Source organism: Duganella levis (genome assembly GCF_009857605.1).
GTDB classification, from domain to species: Bacteria; Pseudomonadota; Gammaproteobacteria; order Burkholderiales; family Burkholderiaceae_D; genus Rugamonas; species Rugamonas levis.
The window spans coordinates 218677-236331 of the sequence record NZ_WWCT01000005.1 but is presented as its reverse complement, the minus strand read 5'-3'; the positions used below and the strand labels follow the sequence as shown (position 1 = coordinate 236331).

Below are 17655 nucleotides of genomic sequence, written 5' to 3'. Positions count from 1 at the left end.
AGTTTATTAATCGAATGGAGGCACCATGAGAATAAGCATACCGGCCGAAACACGGCCGGGGGAGACCCGGGTAGCAGCCACCCCGGAGACCGTTAAAAAACTTGCCGCGAAGCACCAGATCCTGGTGCAGGCCGGCGCCGGCTTGGCCGCCTCCGTCACCGATGACGCCTATGTTGCAGCTGGTGCACAAATCGTGCCTGCCAGCGAGGTCTGGTCGGCCGAGGTGATCCTCAAGGTGCGTGCCCCGAATGCCGAGGAACGGGCGCAGATCAAGCCGGGCACGGTGGTGATCGGCATGCTCAATCCCTTTGATGCAGACAACAACGCCGCCATGGCGGCGGCCGGGCTGCAGGCGTTTGCGCTGGAAGCCGTGCCGCGCATCACGCGCGCGCAGTCGATGGACGTGCTGTCGTCGCAGGCCAACATCGCCGGCTACAAGGCGGTGATGGTGGCAGCCAATCTGTACCAGCGCTTCATGCCGATGCTGATGACGGCGGCCGGCACGGTGAAGGCGGCGCGGGTGCTGATCATGGGCGTCGGCGTGGCCGGCTTGCAGGCGATTGCCACCGCCAAGCGTCTCGGCGCCGTGATCGAAGCATCCGACGTGCGGCCGCCGGTCAAGGAGCAGGTGGAGTCCCTGGGCGCCAAGTTCATCGACGTGCCGTATCTGACCGACGAAGAAAAGCAAATCGCCCAGGGTGTGGGCGGCTACGCGCGGCCGATGCCGGCCGACTGGATGCGCCGCCAGTCCGAACTGGTGCACGAACGCGCCAAGCTGGCCGACATCATCATCACCACCGCGCTGATACCGGGCCGCCCGGCGCCGGTGCTGATTTCCGAAGAAACGGTGAGGGCGATGAAACCGGGTTCCGTGATCGTCGACCTGGCGGTGTCGCAAGGCGGCAACTGCCCGCTGTCGGAGCTGAACAAAACGGTGGTCAAGCACGGCGTGCATATCGTCGGCGAGCCGGATCTGGCGACGCTGGTGGCGGCTGATGCCTCGGCGCTGTACGCGCGCAATGTGCTGGACTTCCTTAAGCTGATTATCGACAAGGAAGACAAGTTGGTGATCGACCGTGAAGACGAGATCATCAAGGCCACGCTGCTGAGCAGCGGCGGCGAATTGCTGCGCAAATAAACCGGGGAGACACCATGGAAGTCAGCCACACCATTATTAATCTGATTATTTTTGTCCTGGCCATTTACGTCGGTTACCACGTGGTCTGGACCGTGACGCCTGCGCTGCATACGCCGCTGATGGCGGTCACCAATGCGGTATCGGCCATCATCATCGTTGGCGCCATGCTGGCGGCCTCGCTCACCGAAGGACTGGTCGGGCAGATCGCCGGCACGGTGGCGGTGGCGCTGGCCGCCGTCAATGTGTTCGGCGGATTTTTGGTCACGCAGCGCATGCTGGAGATGTTCAAGAAGAAGGAACCGAAAGCCAAGCCAGGAGATAAAGCATGAATTTCATCTCCATGAATCTGGTGACGATGCTGTACCTGATCGCATCGGTGTGCTTTATCCAGGCGCTGAAAGGTTTGTCGTCGCCGGCCACGGCGCGCACCGGCAATGCGTTCGGCATGTCCGGTATGGCGATTGCGTTTGTGACGACGATTGCGCTGATCCTCAAGCTGCAATCGGAAGCTGCAGCCGCTGCGGCGGCGGGCCACGGCAGCGGCATGGGCCTCGGGCTGGTGGCGCTGGGCGTGATCGTCGGCGGCGGCATCGGCGCGGTGCTGGCCAAGAAAGTCGAGATGACCAAGATGCCGGAGCTGGTGGCGGCGATGCACTCGCTGATTGGTCTGGCGGCGGTGTGCATTGCGGTGGCGGCGGTGTCGGAGCCGCATGCGTTTGGCATTGTGCCGGCAGGCGAGCCGCTGCCGTTCGGCAATCGCATCGAGCTGTTTATCGGCACCTTTGTCGGCGCGATTACGTTCTCCGGTTCGGTGATCGCCTTCGGCAAGCTGTCGGGCAAATACAAATTCCGCCTGTTCCAGGGCGCGCCGGTCAGCTTTGCGGGCCAGCATTGGCTGAATCTGATCCTGGCGCTGCTGATGGTTGGCCTGGGGTTGGTGTTCGTAGTCGATAGCGGCAGCGCGCCGGCCTGGGTGCCGTTCCTGATCATGACGGCGATTGCGTTTGCCCTGGGTGTGTTGATCATCATCCCGATCGGCGGCGCCGATATGCCGGTGGTGGTGTCGATGCTGAACTCCTATTCCGGCTGGGCTGCGGCGGGCATCGGCTTCTCGCTGAATAACGCGATGCTGATCATCGCCGGTTCGCTGGTGGGATCGTCGGGCGCCATTCTGTCGTACATCATGTGCAAGGCCATGAACCGTTCGTTCTTCAATGTGATTCTGGGCGGCTTTGGCGGTGCGCCGGCGGAGGCAGGCGGTGGTGGTGCGCAGGAGCAGCGCCCGGTCAAGTCGGGTTCTGCGGATGATGCGGCGTTCATTCTGGCGAATGCGGAGAGCGTGATCATTGTGCCGGGCTACGGCCTGGCCGTGGCGCGCGCACAGCATGCACTGAAGGAGCTGGTGGCCAAGCTGACCCACAACGGCGTGAACGTGAAGTATGCGATTCACCCGGTGGCCGGGCGCATGCCGGGGCATATGAACGTGCTGCTGGCGGAAGCCGAAGTGCCGTACGATCAGGTGTTCGAGATGGAGGATATCAATGGTGAGTTCGGGCAGACCGACGTGGTGCTGATCCTGGGCGCCAACGACGTGGTCAACCCGGCGGCCAAGGATCCGAAATCGCCGATTGCCGGCATGCCGATTCTGGAGGCGTACAAGGCTAAGAGCATCATCGTCAACAAGCGCTCGATGGCGTCCGGCTATGCGGGTCTGGACAATGAGCTGTTCTACCAGCCCAACACCATGATGGTCTTCGGCGACGCCAAGAAGGTCATCGAAGATATGGTGAAGGCGGTGGAGTAGTTAGCGGCGGCCGTACATCATCAGTTCGGCCAGCAGGCCTCGCGCGGGGCCGACCATGTCGATGGCGGCCAGCGAGAGGCCGAGCAGTCCTTGCAGCGGCGATTCGTTGGCGAAGACGCGGGCCATGGTATCGGTCAGGCGCACGGTGGTGCTGCGGTCGCGCTGTCGCAGTTCGGTGTATTGCGACAGCTTCTCCGGCGTGGCGCCTTGTGCCAGCAGGCGCGCCAGCACGGTGACGTCGCGCAGGCCGAGGTTCAGGCCCTGGCCTGCTACCGGATGCAACGTCTGCGCGGCGTTGCCGATGGTGACGGTGCGCGCGGTGCTGTGCGCTGCGGCGTTCAATCCCAGCGGGAAGCCGAGGCGCGGCGTGGCGTGGGTGAAGCTGCCAACCCGGTCGCCGAAAGCCTGGCCCAGCGCGGACAGGAAGTCCTTTTCGTTCAACGCCATGAGCGCGTCGGCATTCTCCGGGCGCACGCACCACACCAGCGAGTATTCGTCATTCTGCGGGAGCAGCGCCAGCGGGCCTTGTTCCGTAAAACGTTCGTAGGCGCGGTGCGGCGGCGGGGTGCTGCTGCGCACTTGCGCGATGATGGCGGTTTGCTGGTAGTCGCGGTTGACCGCGCGCACCAGCTGTTCGTTGAACAGGCCACCTTCGGCTTGCACCACGATGGCGGCGCGCAGGGTTTGCGGCGCGCCGTTGGCGTCCAGGATCAGGGTGACGGCGTCGCCTTCTTCATCCAGTGTCAGCACGCGTGCGGGACGCAGCGAGATGATGCCGGCGCGTTCGCACTCGGCGCCCAGCGCGGTGACGATGTCGCCGTAGCGGGTGACGTAGCCTAGCGCCGGCAGGTCATAGTCCTTGCGGTCGATCAGGCTGCGGCCGAATTGGCCGCGGCGCGAGACGTGGATTTGTTCAATGGCGGTGGCGGCGGTCGGCCAGGCGCTGATTTCTTCCAGTATCTGCCGGCTGCCCCAGGACAGCGCCAGGGAGCGCGGGTCGGTGCTGGCTTGCGCCAGCGTCTTGGCGTCGATCAGGGCGATGCGGTGGGCGGCGACGCCGCGCTTGACCAGCAGCGCCGCCAGCGCCATGCCGGCCGGCCCCGCGCCGCAGATGGCGATGTCGTAGGTGATGTCTGTCATGGTTGCTGCATCAGTTGTTCTATCTCGTCCACGGTCTTGGGCGCGGCGGCGCTCAGGATGGTGTAGCCGTCGGCGGTCACCAGCACGTCGTCTTCGATGCGGATGCCGATGTTCCAGTATTCTTCCGGCACGCCGGCGGCCGGCCGCACGTAGATGCCCGGTTCCACCGTCACCACCATGCCCGCTTGCAGCGTGCGCGATGGCTTGTCGGCCTGCGTGACGTCGCGGTACTGGCCGACGTCGTGCACGTCCATGCCCAGCCAGTGGCCGGTGCCGTGCATGTAGAACTGCGTGTAGCGCTTGCCGGCGATGACGTCGTCCAGCGTGCCGCTCAACAGGCCCAGATCCAGCATGCCTTGCGCCAGCACCTGCACCGCCGCTTCGTGCGCGCCGGCGTAGGGCAGGCCGGGACCGATGGCCTTCAGCGCGGCGCTTTGCGCGGCCAGCACCAGTTCATACAGGCGCTTTTGCGGCGCGCTGAAACGGCCGTTGACGGGGAAGGTGCGGGTGATGTCGGAGGCATAGCCATCCAGTTCGCAGCCGGCGTCGATCAGCACCAGGTCGCCGTCGCGCGACTGCGCGTTGTTGGCGCTGTAGTGCAGCACGCAGGCGTTGGCGCCGGCCGCCACGATGGAGTTGTAGGCTGGCGCTTGTGCGCCATTGCGGCGAAATTCGTACAGCAGTTCCGCTTCCAGTTCGTATTCGTGGACGCCGGCGCGGGCGGCGCGCATGGCGCGGATATGTGCTTGCGCCGAAATGTCGGCGGCGCGCTGCATGATGGTCTGCTCGTGTGCGTCCTTCAGCAGGCGCATGTCGTCCAGCAGTGGCAGCAGGTCGGCGGCGACGGCCGGCGCGGTGACCCCGGTGCGGGCCTTGGCGCGTACTGCGGACAGCCAGCCGGCCACGCGCGCATCGAGCGTGCCGCCAAGCGCGTAGTACAGCGCCGGCGTATTCGACAGCAGTCCGGCCATGCGCTCGTCCAGCGAGTCGATGGTGTGGGCTTCGTCAAAGCCGAAGGCCGCGCGCGCGGCTTCCGGGCCGTAGCGGAAGCCTTCCCAGATTTCGCGTTCGAGGTTTTTCTCGCGGCAGAACAGGATGGCGCGTGCCGGCGCGTCGCCGTGCGCTGCCACCAGCACCACGGCCGCTTCCGGCTCGGTGAAGCCGGTCAGGTAATAGAAGTAGCTGTCGTGGCGATACAGGTATTCGCTGTCGGCGTTGCGCGTGACTTCAGGTGCGGTGTGCAGCACAGCCACTGCGCCGGCCGGCAGTTGCGCCAGCAGGCGCGCGCGCCGTTCACTATAGCGGCCGACGTCGTGCATCACTGCACGCCCTTGCCGGCGGCTGCCAGCGCGGCGCGCGGCGCGTTCAGCAAATCGAGTTGCTGCACGGTGCCGACGTTATGCCATTCGCCTTCGTACACTTCGCCGCCGACTTGCTTCTTGTCGGCGTATTCGCGCAGCAGCGGGCCAAGCTTGGCGTGCTCGCCGGCGGCGATGCGGTCGAACATTTCCATGCGGTAGACGCCGATGTTCCCGAAGGTCCACTTCGGCGTGCCGTCGTTGGTCAGCGAGTACATGGTCATGCCGAAGTCGCCGTCCGGATGCCAATCTGGATTGGGCACCATGTACAGCCAGCAGATGTCGCGCTTGTCGGCCGGGTACGGATTGCCCCACATATCCTTGTCGTGCAAGACGTCCTTGACCTGCTCGAAGTCGAAGTAGGGCACGTAGATGTCGCCCGAGATGGCGACGAACGGCTCCTCGCCCAGCAACGCGCGCGCCTTGGCGATGCCGCCGGCGGTTTCCAGCGCTTTCTCTTCGCGCGAGTACAGCAGTTTGGCGCCGAACTGGCTGCCGTCGCCGAGGGTCTGTTCAATCTGCTCGCCCAGGTGGGCGTGGTTGATGACGATTTCGGTGATGCCGGCCTTGACCAGGTTGAGGATGTGCCAGACGATCAGCGGCCGCCCGCGCACTTTCAGCAGCGGCTTGGGGGTACTGTCGGTCAGTGGACGCATGCGTTCGCCGCGTCCGGCGGCGAAGATCATCGCTTTCATGCGCGCCGCCTCAGAAGGTGTAGCCGACTTGCGGCTGGCTGTCTTCCAGCAGGTCGAGCAGCCTGACCAGCGGACGCAGATCCTTGTAGCGGCCGGCCGTCTTGCGCACGTAGTCCATCACGGTCGGCAGGTCGTCCAGGTATTGCGCCTTGCCGTCGCGGTAGTTGAGGCGGCAGAACAGGCCGAGGATCTTCAGGTGGCGTTGCAGGCCCATGTACTCGAAGTCCTTGTAGAAGGCGTCGATGTCCTGGTTGACCGGCAGGCCCAGCGAGCGGGCGTGCTGCCAGTAGCGGATCGCCCAGTCCAGCACCAGTTCTTCGTCCCACTGCACGTAGGCGTCGCGCAGCAGCGAGGCCAGGTCGTAGGTCATCGGGCCGTACAGCGCGTCCTGGAAGTCCAGCACGCCGGGATTATTGGCGTCCACCACCATCAGGTTGCGCGAGTGGAAGTCGCGGTGCACGAACACTTGCGCCTGGGCGGTGACGTTGGCCAGGATGGCGTCGAACACGGCTTGCAGCTCGGCGGCCTGCTTGTCGGTCAGTGTGGCTTTCAGGTGGTGGCCGATGTACCACTCGGGGAACAGGCTCATTTCGCGTTGCAGGAAGGCGCGGTCGTATTCCGGCAGCACGTCGGGACGGCTGGTGATCTGGAACTTGACCAGCGCTTCCAGCGCCTCGGCGTACATGGTCGAGGCGTTGTCGTGGGTCAGCGCCGACAGATAGGTGGTGTTGCCCAGGTCGGACAGCAGCATGAAGCCGGCTTCGTAGTCGGTGGCGACGATGCGCGGCACGCTGACGCCGGCATGCGTGAGCATTTCGTCAACTTTGACGAAGCCCAGCACGTTTTCGCGTTCGGGCGGGGCGTCCATGACGATCAGGGTCAGGCCCAGCGCCGCTTGTTGTTCAGACAAGACGTTGACACGGAAGTAACGGCGGAAGCTGGCGTCGGCCGAAGCGGGACGAATACTGTCGACATCGACCACATTCAGGCCGCGCAGCCACGTTACCAGCAGTTCCAGACGTGTATCGGAAGTTAAATTCTGTAATAAAGACATTGAAGCATGCCGAGGAAACCGGCGTCAGGTGAAGATTCCCATATAATAAGGGATTCAAATTAAAAAATCGCCTTTCATGGTGCTTGGTCCCTTCTTTTCATGACACGCATGCCCAAATTGCAGCGCTTGGCGTATGCCTTGTCCGCTATCTTCACTGTATCGGCGCTGCCTTCGGTCGCCTATGCCCAGAGCGCGCCGCCGAAGCAGCGTGCGCCGCGCGTGGAAGACAAGAACGCCGTCACCATCGTCAAGGCCGAGGACATCAGCGGCCGTCCAGAGCGGGAAATCAACCTGGAACGCGATGCCGAGATCATCAAGGACAAGACCAAGGTCACGGCCGATACCGCCTGCTACCGGCAAGTCGAGAACGAGGTCGAGGCCAACAGCAACGTCAAGATCTGGCGATTTGGCGATTATTTCACCGGCGACGAGCTGAAGCTGAACATGGACACCGGCAAGGGCTATATGCTCAACCCGACCTACAAGCTGGAAGCCAACCATGCGCAGGGCAAGGCTGAACGTCTCAACTTCATCAACGAAGACGAGGCGGTGGTGATCAACGGCACCTACAGCACCTGCCAGGGCTTCGACCCGGACTGGTACCTGAAGTCGGACACGCTGAACCTCGATTCCGGCCGCGACGTCGGCACCGCCGGCAAGACGCTGATTTATTTCAAGGACGTGCCGATCCTGGGCACGCCGGCGATGTCGTTCTCGCTGTCGGGCGCGCGCCGCTCCGGCTGGCTGTCGCCGACCCCCGGCTTCGGCTCCAAGAACGGCGCCGAGCTGGTGGTGCCGTACTACGTCAACATCGCGCCTAACCGCGACCTGACGCTGTACCCGAAAGTCATCGCCAACCGCGGCATCCAGTTCGGCGCGCTGGGCCGCTACCTGGGCGAGACCGACGGCGGCTTCTACCGCGGCGAAACGTATCTCGAGTTCATGCCGCATGACCGCGAGTATGCGCAGGCCAACCCGACGGACAAGGCCGACCGCTGGATGGTGCGCTCCAGCCATAGCCAGGACCTGACCAAGCAGTGGGACTTCAGCTGGAACCTGAACGCGGCGTCGGACGATAACTATCCGAATGACTTTTCGAAAAACGTATCGAGCTCGACCGACCGTCAGCTGCTGCGCGAACTGCGTACCGACTACCACGGCGATTTCTGGACCGTGACCGCGCGCGTGCAGAAGTACCAGGTGCTGCAAGATCCGGAATCGGTGGTCGACCCGTCGCTGTTCGTGTCGCGCCCGTATGACCGCCTGCCGGCGATCAACTTCAGCGCCGCCCAGTACGATGTGTTTGGCGGCTTCGACTGGGCCTTCAATGCCGAGCTGACCCGCTTCTACCATCCGACGCTGATCAACGGCACCCGGCTGGTGGCGATTCCGCAGCTGAGCTACCCGATCATCGGACCGAGCTATTTCATCACGCCGAAGGTGATGCTCAACGCCGCCACCTACCAGCTCGATTCCTACCAGGGGGCCGGCGCCGAGAACCTGTCGCGCGCGGTGCCGACCTTCTCGCTGGACTCCGGCCTGGTGTTCGAGCGCGACATCAAGTGGGGCGGCAAGAGCATGACGCAGACGCTGGAGCCGCGCCTGTTCTACGTCAACACGCCGTACCGCGACCAGAGCAAGTTCCCGACCTTCGACACCGATGCGGCCACCTTTAACTTCAGCCAGATCTTCAGCGAAAACCGCTTCGTCGGTTCGGACCGGATCGGCGACGCCAACCAGCTGACCGCCGCGCTGACCTCGCGCTTCCTCGACGCCAACGGCGCCGAGGCGCTGCGCCTGGCGTTCGGCCAGCGTTTCTACTTCCGCGACCAGCGCGTGCAGCTCGATGCCTCGACGCCGGTGGGCGACAGCCGTTCCGATATCCTGCTGGCCGCCACCGGCCGCATCTCGGACACCTGGGCCTTCGACAGCGCGGTGCAGTACAACCAGGGCGAACGCCGGGTGGTGTCGGAAAGCTATACCGCGCAATGGATACCGGGCTCGAAGAAGGTGCTGAACCTGGGCTACCGCTATCTGCGCGACAGCTTCAAGAATATCGAGTTGTCGAGCCAGTGGCCGATCTTCCAGCGCTGGTATGGCGTGGGCCGCATCAGCTACTCGGTGCAGGACAAGAAAATCCTGGAAAGCCTGGTCGGCCTCGAATATAACGCCGACTGCTGGGTCTTCCGCACCGGCGCGCAGCGCTTCGTGACCACCTCGACCAAGGCCTCGACCCAGATCTTCTTCCAGCTGGAGCTGAACGGCCTGTCGCACCTGGGCGTCGGCAGCCCGCTGGAGGCCATGAAGGCCAGCATTCCGGGCTATCAGCGCCTGAATGAGGGCTATGGCCGCTAACTCGATGTACACTTGGCGCCGCCGCGCAAAAAACGCGTCGGCGCCCCTTGTCTTTTTTACACCTGACTCTTGAGCGTTCTACCATGCGTAATGCCAGTAAGTACCAGATGAAAGTCCTCGCAGTCCTGTTGTGCACGGCCGCCTTGAGTGGTTGCAGCCTGTTCTCGTCGAAGAAGAAAACCGAGCCGGCGCCAGCGCCGGCTGCGGCCGCAACGGCAGCCTCGGCCGCCAACGCCGCGCCGGCCAAGCCTGCCGCCGACAAGAAAGACGGCGCCGGCTTCCTGCCGCCGGGTGAATCGGGCAATGTGGCCATCGATTCGATCGTGGTGGTGGTCAATGACGACGTCATTACCCAGCGCGAGCTGGCCAACCGCATCAAGACCGTGACCGCCCGCATGAAGGCGCAGAACGCGCAGATGCCGGACCCGGCCGACCTGCGCCGCCAGATGCTGGAGCGCATGATCGTCGAGCGTTCGCAACTGCAACTGGCCAAGGAAATGGGCGTACGCGTCGACGACCTGCAACTCGACCGCGCCATCCAGCGCATCGCCGAAGCGCAAAAACTGTCGGTACAGCAGCTGCGCGACCAGATGGAAAAGGACGGCACGCCGTTCGCCTCGTTCCGCGAAGAGATTCGCGAAGAAATCATCATGCAGCGCCTGCGTGAACACGAAGTCGACGGCAAGATCCAGATTTCCGACGCCGAGGTGGACAGCTTCATCGCCGCCGAGAAAGCCGCCGCCGCCGAGCAGTTCGAGATCAACATCTCGCAGATCATGGTGCGCATTCCGGACAACGCGTCGGCCGAAGTGATCGCCCAGCGCCGTGCGCGCGCCGAAGAAGTGATGCGCCAGCTGCGCACCGGCGCCGACTTCGCCAAGATGGCCGCGACCTACTCGGACGCCAGCGATGCGCTGCAAGGCGGCGCGGTGGGCTGGCGCCAGCCTGAGCGCCTGCCGCCGGTCTTCGCCGAAGCGCTGGTCAAGCTGCAACCGGGCCAGGTGACGCCGATCATCAAGAGCGTGGGCGCGTTCCACATCCTGAAGGCGGTCGACCGCCGCAGCCTGGCCGACGCGCAAGCGGTGGCCGCAGTGCAGCAGACCCACGCCCGCCACATCCTGATCAAGGTGACGCCGACCATGAGCGCGGCCGACGCCAAGCGCAAGGCGCTGGAACTGAAGGAACGCCTGGACAATGGCGCCGCCAAGTTTGAGGACCTGGCGCGCCTGGTGTCGCAAGACGGTTCGGCGGCCAAGGGCGGCGACCTGGGCTGGCTGCAACCGGGCGACGTCATGCCGGAATTCGAAACTGCGATGAACGCGCTGAAGATCGGCGAAGTGAGCCAGCCGGTGGAAACCAGCTTCGGTATCCACCTGATCGAGGTGCTGGAGCGCAAGACCGACGACCAGTCCAAGGAGCGCGAGCGTAACAATGCGCGCCAGGCGCTGCGCGAGCGCAAGCTGGAAGACGCCACCGACAGCTGGCAGCGTGAAGTGCGCGACCGTGCCTACGTCGAATACCGCAACGACGACGACAAAGCCGCCAACGCCAACGCCAACAAGTAAAGCAGAAAGGGGAGCACGCATGAGCGCCACTTCATCCAGACGGCGCCCGGGAGTGCGCCCCGCCATTGCCGTGACGGTCGGCGAGCCGGCCGGCATCGGGCCGGAAATCTCGCTGCGCGCGGCGTGGGCGCGGCGGCACGACGTCAATTGCGTGCTGCTGGGCGACGCCGCCTTCCTGGCCATGACGGCCGCCGATCTCGATCCGGCCATCCGCGTGTCGTCGCTGTCGCTGATGGCGGTGCGCAACGGCGGCCTGCCGCACTTCGGCGCCGACCGCCTCACCGTGATCGACGTGCCGCTTGACGCGCATGTCGTGCCCGGCAAGCTGGACAAGAACAACGGCCGCGCTGTGCTGGCCACGCTGGACGCCGCCATCGAAGGCGTGCAGGCCGGCTGGTTCGAGGCGGTGGTCACCGCGCCGCTGCAAAAGAGCACCATCAACGACGCCGGCGTCAAATTCTCCGGCCATACCGAATACTTCGCCGACCAGACCGGCACCCCGCAGGTGGTCATGATGCTGGCCGGGCCGCAAGCCATTGAAGGCGAGCAGCACGGCGCGCAACTGCGGGTGGCGCTGGCCACCACCCACCTGCCGCTGAAGGACGTGGCGGCGGCGCTCAGCCAGGACGGCCTGACGCGCATCCTGGACATCATCGACGCCGACCTGCGCGCCAAGTTCGGCATCGCCCAGCCGCGCATCCTGGTCTGCGGCCTGAACCCGCATGCGGGCGAGGGCGGCTACCTGGGACGCGAGGAAATCGACATCATCACCCCGGCCATCGCGGCGGCGCAGGCGCGCGGCATCGATGCGCGCGGTCCGTATCCGGCCGACACGCTGTTCCAGCCGAAATACCTGAAAGACGCCGACTGCGTGATGGCCATGTACCACGACCAGGGCTTGCCGGTGCTGAAGTACGCCACCTTCGGCCACGGCGTCAACATCACGCTGGGGCTGCCGCTGATCCGCACCTCGGTCGACCACGGCACGGCGCTGGACCTGGCCGCGCAGGGCTTCGGCAAGGCCGACTGCGGCAGCATGGAACAGGCGATCAACACGGCGCTCGCCATGGCAAATCATTCTTTGGACAATAAAATATGAAACACGTAGCCCGCAAACGCTTCGGCCAGAACTTCCTGCATGACAAACACGTGCTGGGCAGTATTACCGAGGCCATCGATCCACACGTCGACGACACCATGGTGGAAATCGGCCCTGGCCTGGCCGCCATGACCGACCAGCTGCTGCGCACGCTCAAGCACATGCATGTGGTCGAGCTGGACCGCGACCTGGTGACGCGCCTGGAAAAAGCCTACCCGCGCAACAAGCTGACGGTGCATTCGGGCGACGCCCTGAAGTTCGACTTCAGCGCCATCCCGGTGCAAGGTGCGGCCGAGGGCAAGAAGCTGCGCATCGTCGGCAATCTGCCGTACAACATCTCCAGCCCGCTGCTGTTCCACCTGGCGACCTTTGCGCCGCTGGTGCAGGACCAGCACTTCATGCTGCAAAAAGAGGTGGTGGAGCGCATGGTGGCGCCGCCCGGCAGCAAGGTCTACGGCCGGCTGTCGGTGATGCTGCAATGGCGCTATGACATGTCGCTGCTGTTCGTGGTGCCGCCGGAGGCGTTCGATCCGCCGCCGCGCGTGGAGTCGGCCATCGTGCGCATGATCCCGGTCGCGAATCCGCTGGCTTGCGACGGCCCGACGCTGGAGGCCGTGGTGCTGAAAGCCTTCTCGCAGCGCCGCAAGGTGATCCGCAACTGCCTGGCCGGCATGTTCACCGAAGAGCAGATCATCGAAGCCGGCATCAAGCCGACCGACCGCCCGGAAACCGTGGGCCTGGCCCAGTACGTCGCCCTGGCGAATCTGCTGAAGTAAAAAAAAAGCCCGCTAAAGCTAGCGGGCTTAAATCCAATTCCTTTGCAAGAAGTGGAGGAGACAAGTGCAGTATGGTGCGTTGCGCCATATCACGCCACTTTATTTTCCGAATATCAATTATTCTGATATCGCATATCTCCCCGCCTTGCCCTGCGCCGCCGTTCAGCGGCGCAGTTTTCCCGCAGTTTTCTTTATGTTACTGGCAGGTCACCACCATGTTGGTGACTGCGGCATCGTGCATGACACCGGTGCCGTTGGTCAGCGTGCAGGTCAGACCGTTGGTTGGTGGCACGATGGTCACGCCGTAAGCCTGGCCGTCGGCCACAAAGGTGCCAAAGCTGAAGTCGCCGCTCGGGGTCAGCGTGCTGGTGGTGGTCGAGGTGGCGGCGATGCCGCTGCTCAGGATCGCGGTGCCGCCGGTCGAGCCGTTCAGCAGGGTCACGGTGCGCGCGGTGCCATCGGCTGCCGGGGTGATGCCGCTGTACTGGCCGCCCAGCGAGTAGCTGTTCTGGGTACAGGTCACCACCGCCTGGATGGCGATGTTGTAGCCGGCCGAACCAGTGGCGCCGCCAACCGAGCACGTCATGTGGTCAGCATTCTTGATGACGGTGATGTTGTAATCGGTGCCATAGCTGATCTGCTTGGTGAAGGCGAAGCTGGTGGCGCCCGACGGCACGCTCAACTGCTCGCCGCCGTTGCCCAGGATCAGGCCGCTGTTGTTCAGGTTGCTGACCGAGCCTTGCACTGTAAACTGCTGCTTGCCGCCGCAAGCGGCGATGGTGGCCACCACGGCCAGCGCCGCAACGGCGCGTACTAACGAAAATTTCATGTATTTCTCCAAAGATTAGAACGGCGGCAGCTTATTTGCAGGTAACACCCAGGCCCAGCTGGTCGGCGTCCGGCATGATGCCAGGATTCAGCGTCGAATCGACGGTGCAGGTCTGGCCGGTTGGCTGGGTCAGCACGGTCACGCCATATTGGGAGCTGTTGCCGACCTTGGTCGGGAAGGTGAACTTGACGTCGGCGCCGCCGGCCGGTAGCACGGCGGTGGTGTCGGAACCGTTGGCCAGTACGAGTCCGGTGGTGGTCAGGCCCTTGACGGTGCCGCCCAGCACCCTCTGATTGGCGGTACAGGTGATGGTGACGTAATAGACGGTATAGACGCTGGCGTTGCCGCTGTTGGAAGCGGCAACACAGCTCGCGTTGGTCGGGCCGGGGGCGACCACTTCAACGTCAAATTTTTCGTCAACGGCCAGCAGTTTGGTGAAAATGAAGCTGGTGGCGCCGGCGTCGATGGTGACTTTTTCGCCATTGCCATTATTGACCAGCGACAGGCCGGTGATGGTGGCGGTGGTCGGGACATAGGTGATGGTACCGGACAGTGCCAGGCTGCCATTATTGCCGCCGCACGAGCTCAGGATAACGGCACACAGCAGGGCGAAACCCGCACGCAGAAACGAACTTTTCATAAAACTCTCTCTCCAAAACGAATAGGGACCGGCAGCACGCACGGGAGGCAGCATATTACACTTGTGCGGCGTATTTTAGTGCATTTGGTAATACAGCCCATGCAAATGGATGTAACAGCGTGTGTCCCCGGCGGCTGGCCTTACAATATGCGTGTTTGCCATTTTCCCTAGCCATCATGACGCCACGCCGCCCGTTAGCCCTGCTGTTCGATCTGGACGATACCCTGTGGCCGATCGGCCCGGTCATTCTGGCGGCCGAAGTCAGCTGGCACGCCTGGCTGGCCGAGCATGCGCCGCGCGTGGCCCAGGCCTTCAGTGTGGCCGAGCTGCGGGTGCGCCGCATGGCGCTGCTGGAACGCCGGCCGGAGCTGGTGGCCGACCTGTACCAGCTGCGACGCGAGGCGCTGGCCGAGGTGTTTGCCGAAACCGGCGAGGACCAGGCCCATATCGAAGGCTCGATGCAGCATTTCGCCACCCAGCGCAACATCGTGGTGCCGTACGCCGACGTGCTGCCGGCGCTGCCGCTGTTGCAGGGCATGCTGCGGCTGGGCGTGATCACCAACGGCAACGCCGACCTTGAAGTGATCGGCATGGACCACCATTTCGAGTACACGCTGTCGTCCTCGCAGTTCGGCCGCGCCAAGCCCGATCCCGGCATCTTCCACACGGCCTGCGCGGCGATGGGGGTGGCGCCGCAGGATGCGGTCTACGTCGGCGACGACCTGCGGCTGGACGTGCAGGGCGCGCAAGCGGCCGGCCTGCGCGCAGTGTGGATGAACCGTCACGGCAGCCAGGCCCATCTGGAGGCGGGTGTTACGCCGGACGCCATTTGCGCCACGTTTGACGAGCTGCTGGCCTGGATTCATGGGCAGATGCAGCATAGCCGTGCATAATAGGCACAACTCTTACCTGTAATCACTGAAACCCAGCATGCAACTCGACACACGCGCCCAAACCCTGCTCAAGGCCCTGGTAGAACGCTATATCGCGGACGGCCAGCCAGTGGGCTCACGCGCGCTGTCCAAGATCTCCGGACTGGACCTGTCGCCGGCCACCATCCGCAACATCATGGCGGACCTGGAGGAACTGGGCTATGTGGCCAGCCCGCACACCTCGGCCGGCCGGGTGCCGACGCCGCGCGGCTACCGCATCTTTGTCGACACCTTGTTGACCGTGCAGCAGCTCGACGAGCAAAGCATGGGGGCGCCGCTGCGTCTGCAGTCGCCGCAGCCGCAGAAGATGATCACCAATGCGGCGCAGATGCTGTCGTCGCTGTCGCAGTTTGCCGGCGTGGTGCTGAGTCCGCGCCGCGAGTCGGTGTTCCAGCAGATCGAATTCCTGCGCCTGGGCGAGAAGCGCATTTTGCTGGTGATCGTGGCGCCGAATGGCGACGTGCAGAACCGCCTGCTGCTGACCGATGTCGACTACAGCCCGGCGCAGCTGGTGCAGTCGGCCAATTACATCAACCAGAATTACGGCGGGCTGGCGTTTGACGAGGTGCATGCGCGTCTGCAGAACGAGGTGCGGCAGCTGCGCGACGACATGGGCCGCCTGATGCAGGTGGCGGTGGAAGCCGGCAGCGAGGCGATGAAGGATGATTCGGACGACATGGTCATCTCGGGCGAGCGCAACCTGCTGTCGGTCAGCGATTTGTCGTCGAATATGACGTCGCTGCGGCAGATGTTCGATATGTTCGAGCAGAAGACCGGCTTGATGCAGTTGCTGGACGTGTCGGCCAAGGCCAGCGGCGTGCAGATTTATATCGGCGGCGAATCGAGCCTGGTGCCGATGGACGACATGAGCGTGGTCACCGCGCCCTACACCGCCAACGGCAAGATCGTCGGCACGCTGGGCGTGATCGGCCCAACCCGCATGGCCTACGAGCGGGTGATACCGATTGTCGATATCACCGCGAAATTACTGTCGAATGCCTTGAGCCACAGTTAGGCTGGGCGGTGCGGGCAGGCGGTCTTGGTGCAGTTGCCGTAGATCGCCAGCGCATGCTCGGCAATCTTGAAGCCGCGCTCGACGGCGATGGCGTGCTGGCGGTCTTCAATCGCCTCGTCGTAAAACTCTTCCACATGGCCGCAGTCCAGGCACACCAGGTGATCGTGGTGCGAGCCGGCGTTCAGCTCGAAAATCGCCTTGCCGCTTTCAAAGTGGTTGCGGTTGAGCAAGCCAGCCTGCTCAAACTGGGTCAGCACACGGTAGACGGTGGCCAGGCCCACATCCATATTGTCAGCCAGCAGGATTTTGTACACATCCTCGGCGGTCAGGTGGCGCACTTCGCTATTCTGGAAAATATCCAGGATTTTGATGCGTGGCAGCGTGGCTTTGAGGCCGCTGGCCTTCAGATCGGTCGGATTGTTACCCATGGTCGAGACTCTTAATGTGGTTGGCGATAGCTAGCCGCTAGTTTAACGCACTCCGGGGCCGTCCGGAATTTTGCATTTACAAAGATTTGCACTTGTTTTGGCGGATAATGCCCCATCCCGCAGCGAGTGCTTTATGATATAGCGTTTTTCGGCACTTACGCTCGACCAGATTGAGGACATTTATGCGCGTCACCCAGGCTTTTTCGCAGTCTTTGTTGCACCGTTTCACTCCTATCGCCACCGCTGCATGCGTGGCGCTGGCGCTGGGCGGCTGCGCGACCAAAACCACCCTGGGCGAGAAATCCACCGAGGTTCAAGACGCTGCCCCGACGCTGGACGCCAGCAAAGGCGCGCAAACCACCACCACCACCAAGCTGCAGCGCTTCATGTGGTTCTTCTCTCCGTACCGCCCGGATATTCAACAGGGTAACTTTGTGTCGGAAGAAATGTTGTCGCAGTTGAAAGTCGGCATGACGCAGGACCAGGTCCGTTTCATCTTCGGCACCGCGCTGCTGACCGATCCGTTCCACGGCAACCGCTGGGACTACGCCTTCCGTCTGTCGCGCGGCAACGGCGAAATCACCACCAGCCGCGTGATCGTGTTCTTCGACAAAGACAACAAGGTCGAGCGCTGGGAAGGCGGCAACCTGCCGACCGAAAAAGAATACATCGCCCGCATCGCCGGACCAGTCCGCAGCGCCAAGAAGGAAGCGGCGGACGAAGCCGTGCTGGCCAAGCCGGCGCCGGCGGCACCGCTGCCGTCCGGCACCGACAATCCGGCCGCTGCGGCGCCAGTGGGCGTGACGATTGGCAACGACAAGAAATAA

At 63.7% G+C, this 17655-nt stretch carries 17 protein-coding genes; 10 read left to right on the top strand and 7 right to left on the bottom strand.

The features are described from left to right. Positions 1 to 25: 25 nt before the first annotated feature. From GTP69_RS09155 to GTP69_RS09145, 3 genes are read left to right on the top strand one after another with little or no spacing between them, the layout of a single operon-like run. Positions 26 to 1138: a Re/Si-specific NAD(P)(+) transhydrogenase subunit alpha gene (locus GTP69_RS09155; protein WP_161054586.1), complete on the top strand. Its 1113-nt coding sequence runs from the start codon at positions 26 to 28 to the stop codon at positions 1136 to 1138. Positions 1139 to 1152: 14 nt separating this feature from the next. Beyond that, positions 1153 to 1467 carry an NAD(P) transhydrogenase subunit alpha part 2 gene (locus GTP69_RS09150; protein ID WP_161054585.1) on the top strand — a complete coding sequence of 105 codons (315 nt, stop codon included), beginning with the start codon at positions 1153 to 1155 and terminating at the stop codon, positions 1465 to 1467. Continuing rightward, positions 1464 to 2942, top strand: coding sequence for an NAD(P)(+) transhydrogenase (Re/Si-specific) subunit beta (locus GTP69_RS09145; RefSeq protein ID WP_161054584.1), 1479 nt, complete (start codon positions 1464 to 1466; stop codon positions 2940 to 2942). The genes GTP69_RS09150 and GTP69_RS09145 overlap by 4 nt, the downstream gene beginning before the upstream one ends. Here the strand turns inward: GTP69_RS09145 and GTP69_RS09140 are convergent, their stop codons facing one another. From GTP69_RS09140 to GTP69_RS09125, 4 genes are read right to left on the bottom strand one after another with little or no spacing between them, the layout of a single operon-like run. Next, entirely contained in the window at positions 2943 to 4082 is a 1140-nt protein-coding gene (locus GTP69_RS09140) for an FAD-dependent monooxygenase (RefSeq protein ID WP_161054583.1), read from the bottom strand. It lies immediately after the preceding gene. Next, a complete protein-coding gene (pepP, locus tag GTP69_RS09135) occupies positions 4079 to 5401 on the bottom strand; it encodes a Xaa-Pro aminopeptidase (protein WP_161054582.1) in 1323 nt (440 codons plus the stop codon). Before pepP ends, GTP69_RS09140 begins: the two co-directional genes overlap by 4 nt. After that, positions 5401 to 6135: an N-acetylmuramate alpha-1-phosphate uridylyltransferase MurU gene (murU, locus tag GTP69_RS09130; RefSeq protein WP_161054581.1), complete on the bottom strand. Its 735-nt coding sequence runs from the start codon at positions 6133 to 6135 to the stop codon at positions 5401 to 5403. Before murU ends, pepP begins: the two co-directional genes overlap by 1 nt. 10 nt (positions 6136 to 6145) lie before the next feature. Then, positions 6146 to 7189: an aminoglycoside phosphotransferase family protein gene (locus GTP69_RS09125; protein WP_161054580.1), complete on the bottom strand. Its 1044-nt coding sequence runs from the start codon at positions 7187 to 7189 to the stop codon at positions 6146 to 6148. A 108-nt stretch (positions 7190 to 7297) separates the two neighbouring features. Here GTP69_RS09125 and GTP69_RS09120 point away from each other — a divergent pair, with 108 nt between their 5' ends. From GTP69_RS09120 to rsmA, 4 genes are all read left to right on the top strand, one after another. Further along, the gene (locus GTP69_RS09120) at positions 7298 to 9544 is read left to right on the top strand and encodes an LPS-assembly protein LptD (RefSeq protein ID WP_229260864.1); all 2247 of its coding nucleotides are present in this window, start codon (positions 7298 to 7300) and stop codon (positions 9542 to 9544) included. A gap of 83 nt (positions 9545 to 9627) precedes the next feature. After that, positions 9628 to 11109: a peptidylprolyl isomerase gene (locus tag GTP69_RS09115; RefSeq protein ID WP_229260863.1), complete on the top strand. Its 1482-nt coding sequence runs from the start codon at positions 9628 to 9630 to the stop codon at positions 11107 to 11109. A 19-nt stretch (positions 11110 to 11128) separates the two neighbouring features. After that, entirely contained in the window at positions 11129 to 12208 is a 1080-nt protein-coding gene (pdxA, locus tag GTP69_RS09110) for a 4-hydroxythreonine-4-phosphate dehydrogenase PdxA (protein ID WP_161054578.1), read from the top strand. Continuing rightward, a complete protein-coding gene (gene rsmA / locus GTP69_RS09105; protein ID WP_161054577.1) occupies positions 12205 to 12984 on the top strand; it encodes a 16S rRNA (adenine(1518)-N(6)/adenine(1519)-N(6))-dimethyltransferase RsmA in 780 nt (259 codons plus the stop codon). Before pdxA ends, rsmA begins: the two co-directional genes overlap by 4 nt. A gap of 196 nt (positions 12985 to 13180) precedes the next feature. On the opposite strand, the gene GTP69_RS09100 is transcribed toward rsmA, so the two are convergent. Beyond that, a complete protein-coding gene (locus GTP69_RS09100; protein ID WP_161054576.1) occupies positions 13181 to 13813 on the bottom strand; it encodes a hypothetical protein in 633 nt (210 codons plus the stop codon). A 31-nt stretch (positions 13814 to 13844) separates the two neighbouring features. Continuing rightward, positions 13845 to 14453, bottom strand: a complete 609-nt coding sequence (locus tag GTP69_RS09095; protein WP_161054575.1) for a hypothetical protein — start codon at positions 14451 to 14453, stop codon at positions 13845 to 13847. Positions 14454 to 14629: 176 nt separating this feature from the next. Here GTP69_RS09095 and GTP69_RS09090 point away from each other — a divergent pair, with 176 nt between their 5' ends. Together GTP69_RS09090 and hrcA are read left to right on the top strand one after the other, a co-directional pair. Beyond that, entirely contained in the window at positions 14630 to 15346 is a 717-nt protein-coding gene (locus GTP69_RS09090) for an HAD family hydrolase (RefSeq protein WP_161054574.1), read from the top strand. Between the two features lie 37 nt (positions 15347 to 15383). After that, the gene (hrcA, locus tag GTP69_RS09085) at positions 15384 to 16400 is read left to right on the top strand and encodes a heat-inducible transcriptional repressor HrcA (RefSeq protein WP_161054573.1); all 1017 of its coding nucleotides are present in this window, start codon (positions 15384 to 15386) and stop codon (positions 16398 to 16400) included. Here hrcA and fur read toward each other — a convergent pair. After that, a complete protein-coding gene (gene fur, locus GTP69_RS09080) occupies positions 16397 to 16828 on the bottom strand; it encodes a ferric iron uptake transcriptional regulator (protein WP_161054572.1) in 432 nt (143 codons plus the stop codon). The two genes, hrcA and fur, sit on opposite strands and share 4 nt — an antisense overlap. A gap of 182 nt (positions 16829 to 17010) precedes the next feature. Between fur and GTP69_RS09075 the strand changes: the two genes are divergently transcribed. Next, positions 17011 to 17655, top strand: a complete 645-nt coding sequence (locus tag GTP69_RS09075; RefSeq protein ID WP_161054571.1) for an outer membrane protein assembly factor BamE — start codon at positions 17011 to 17013, stop codon at positions 17653 to 17655.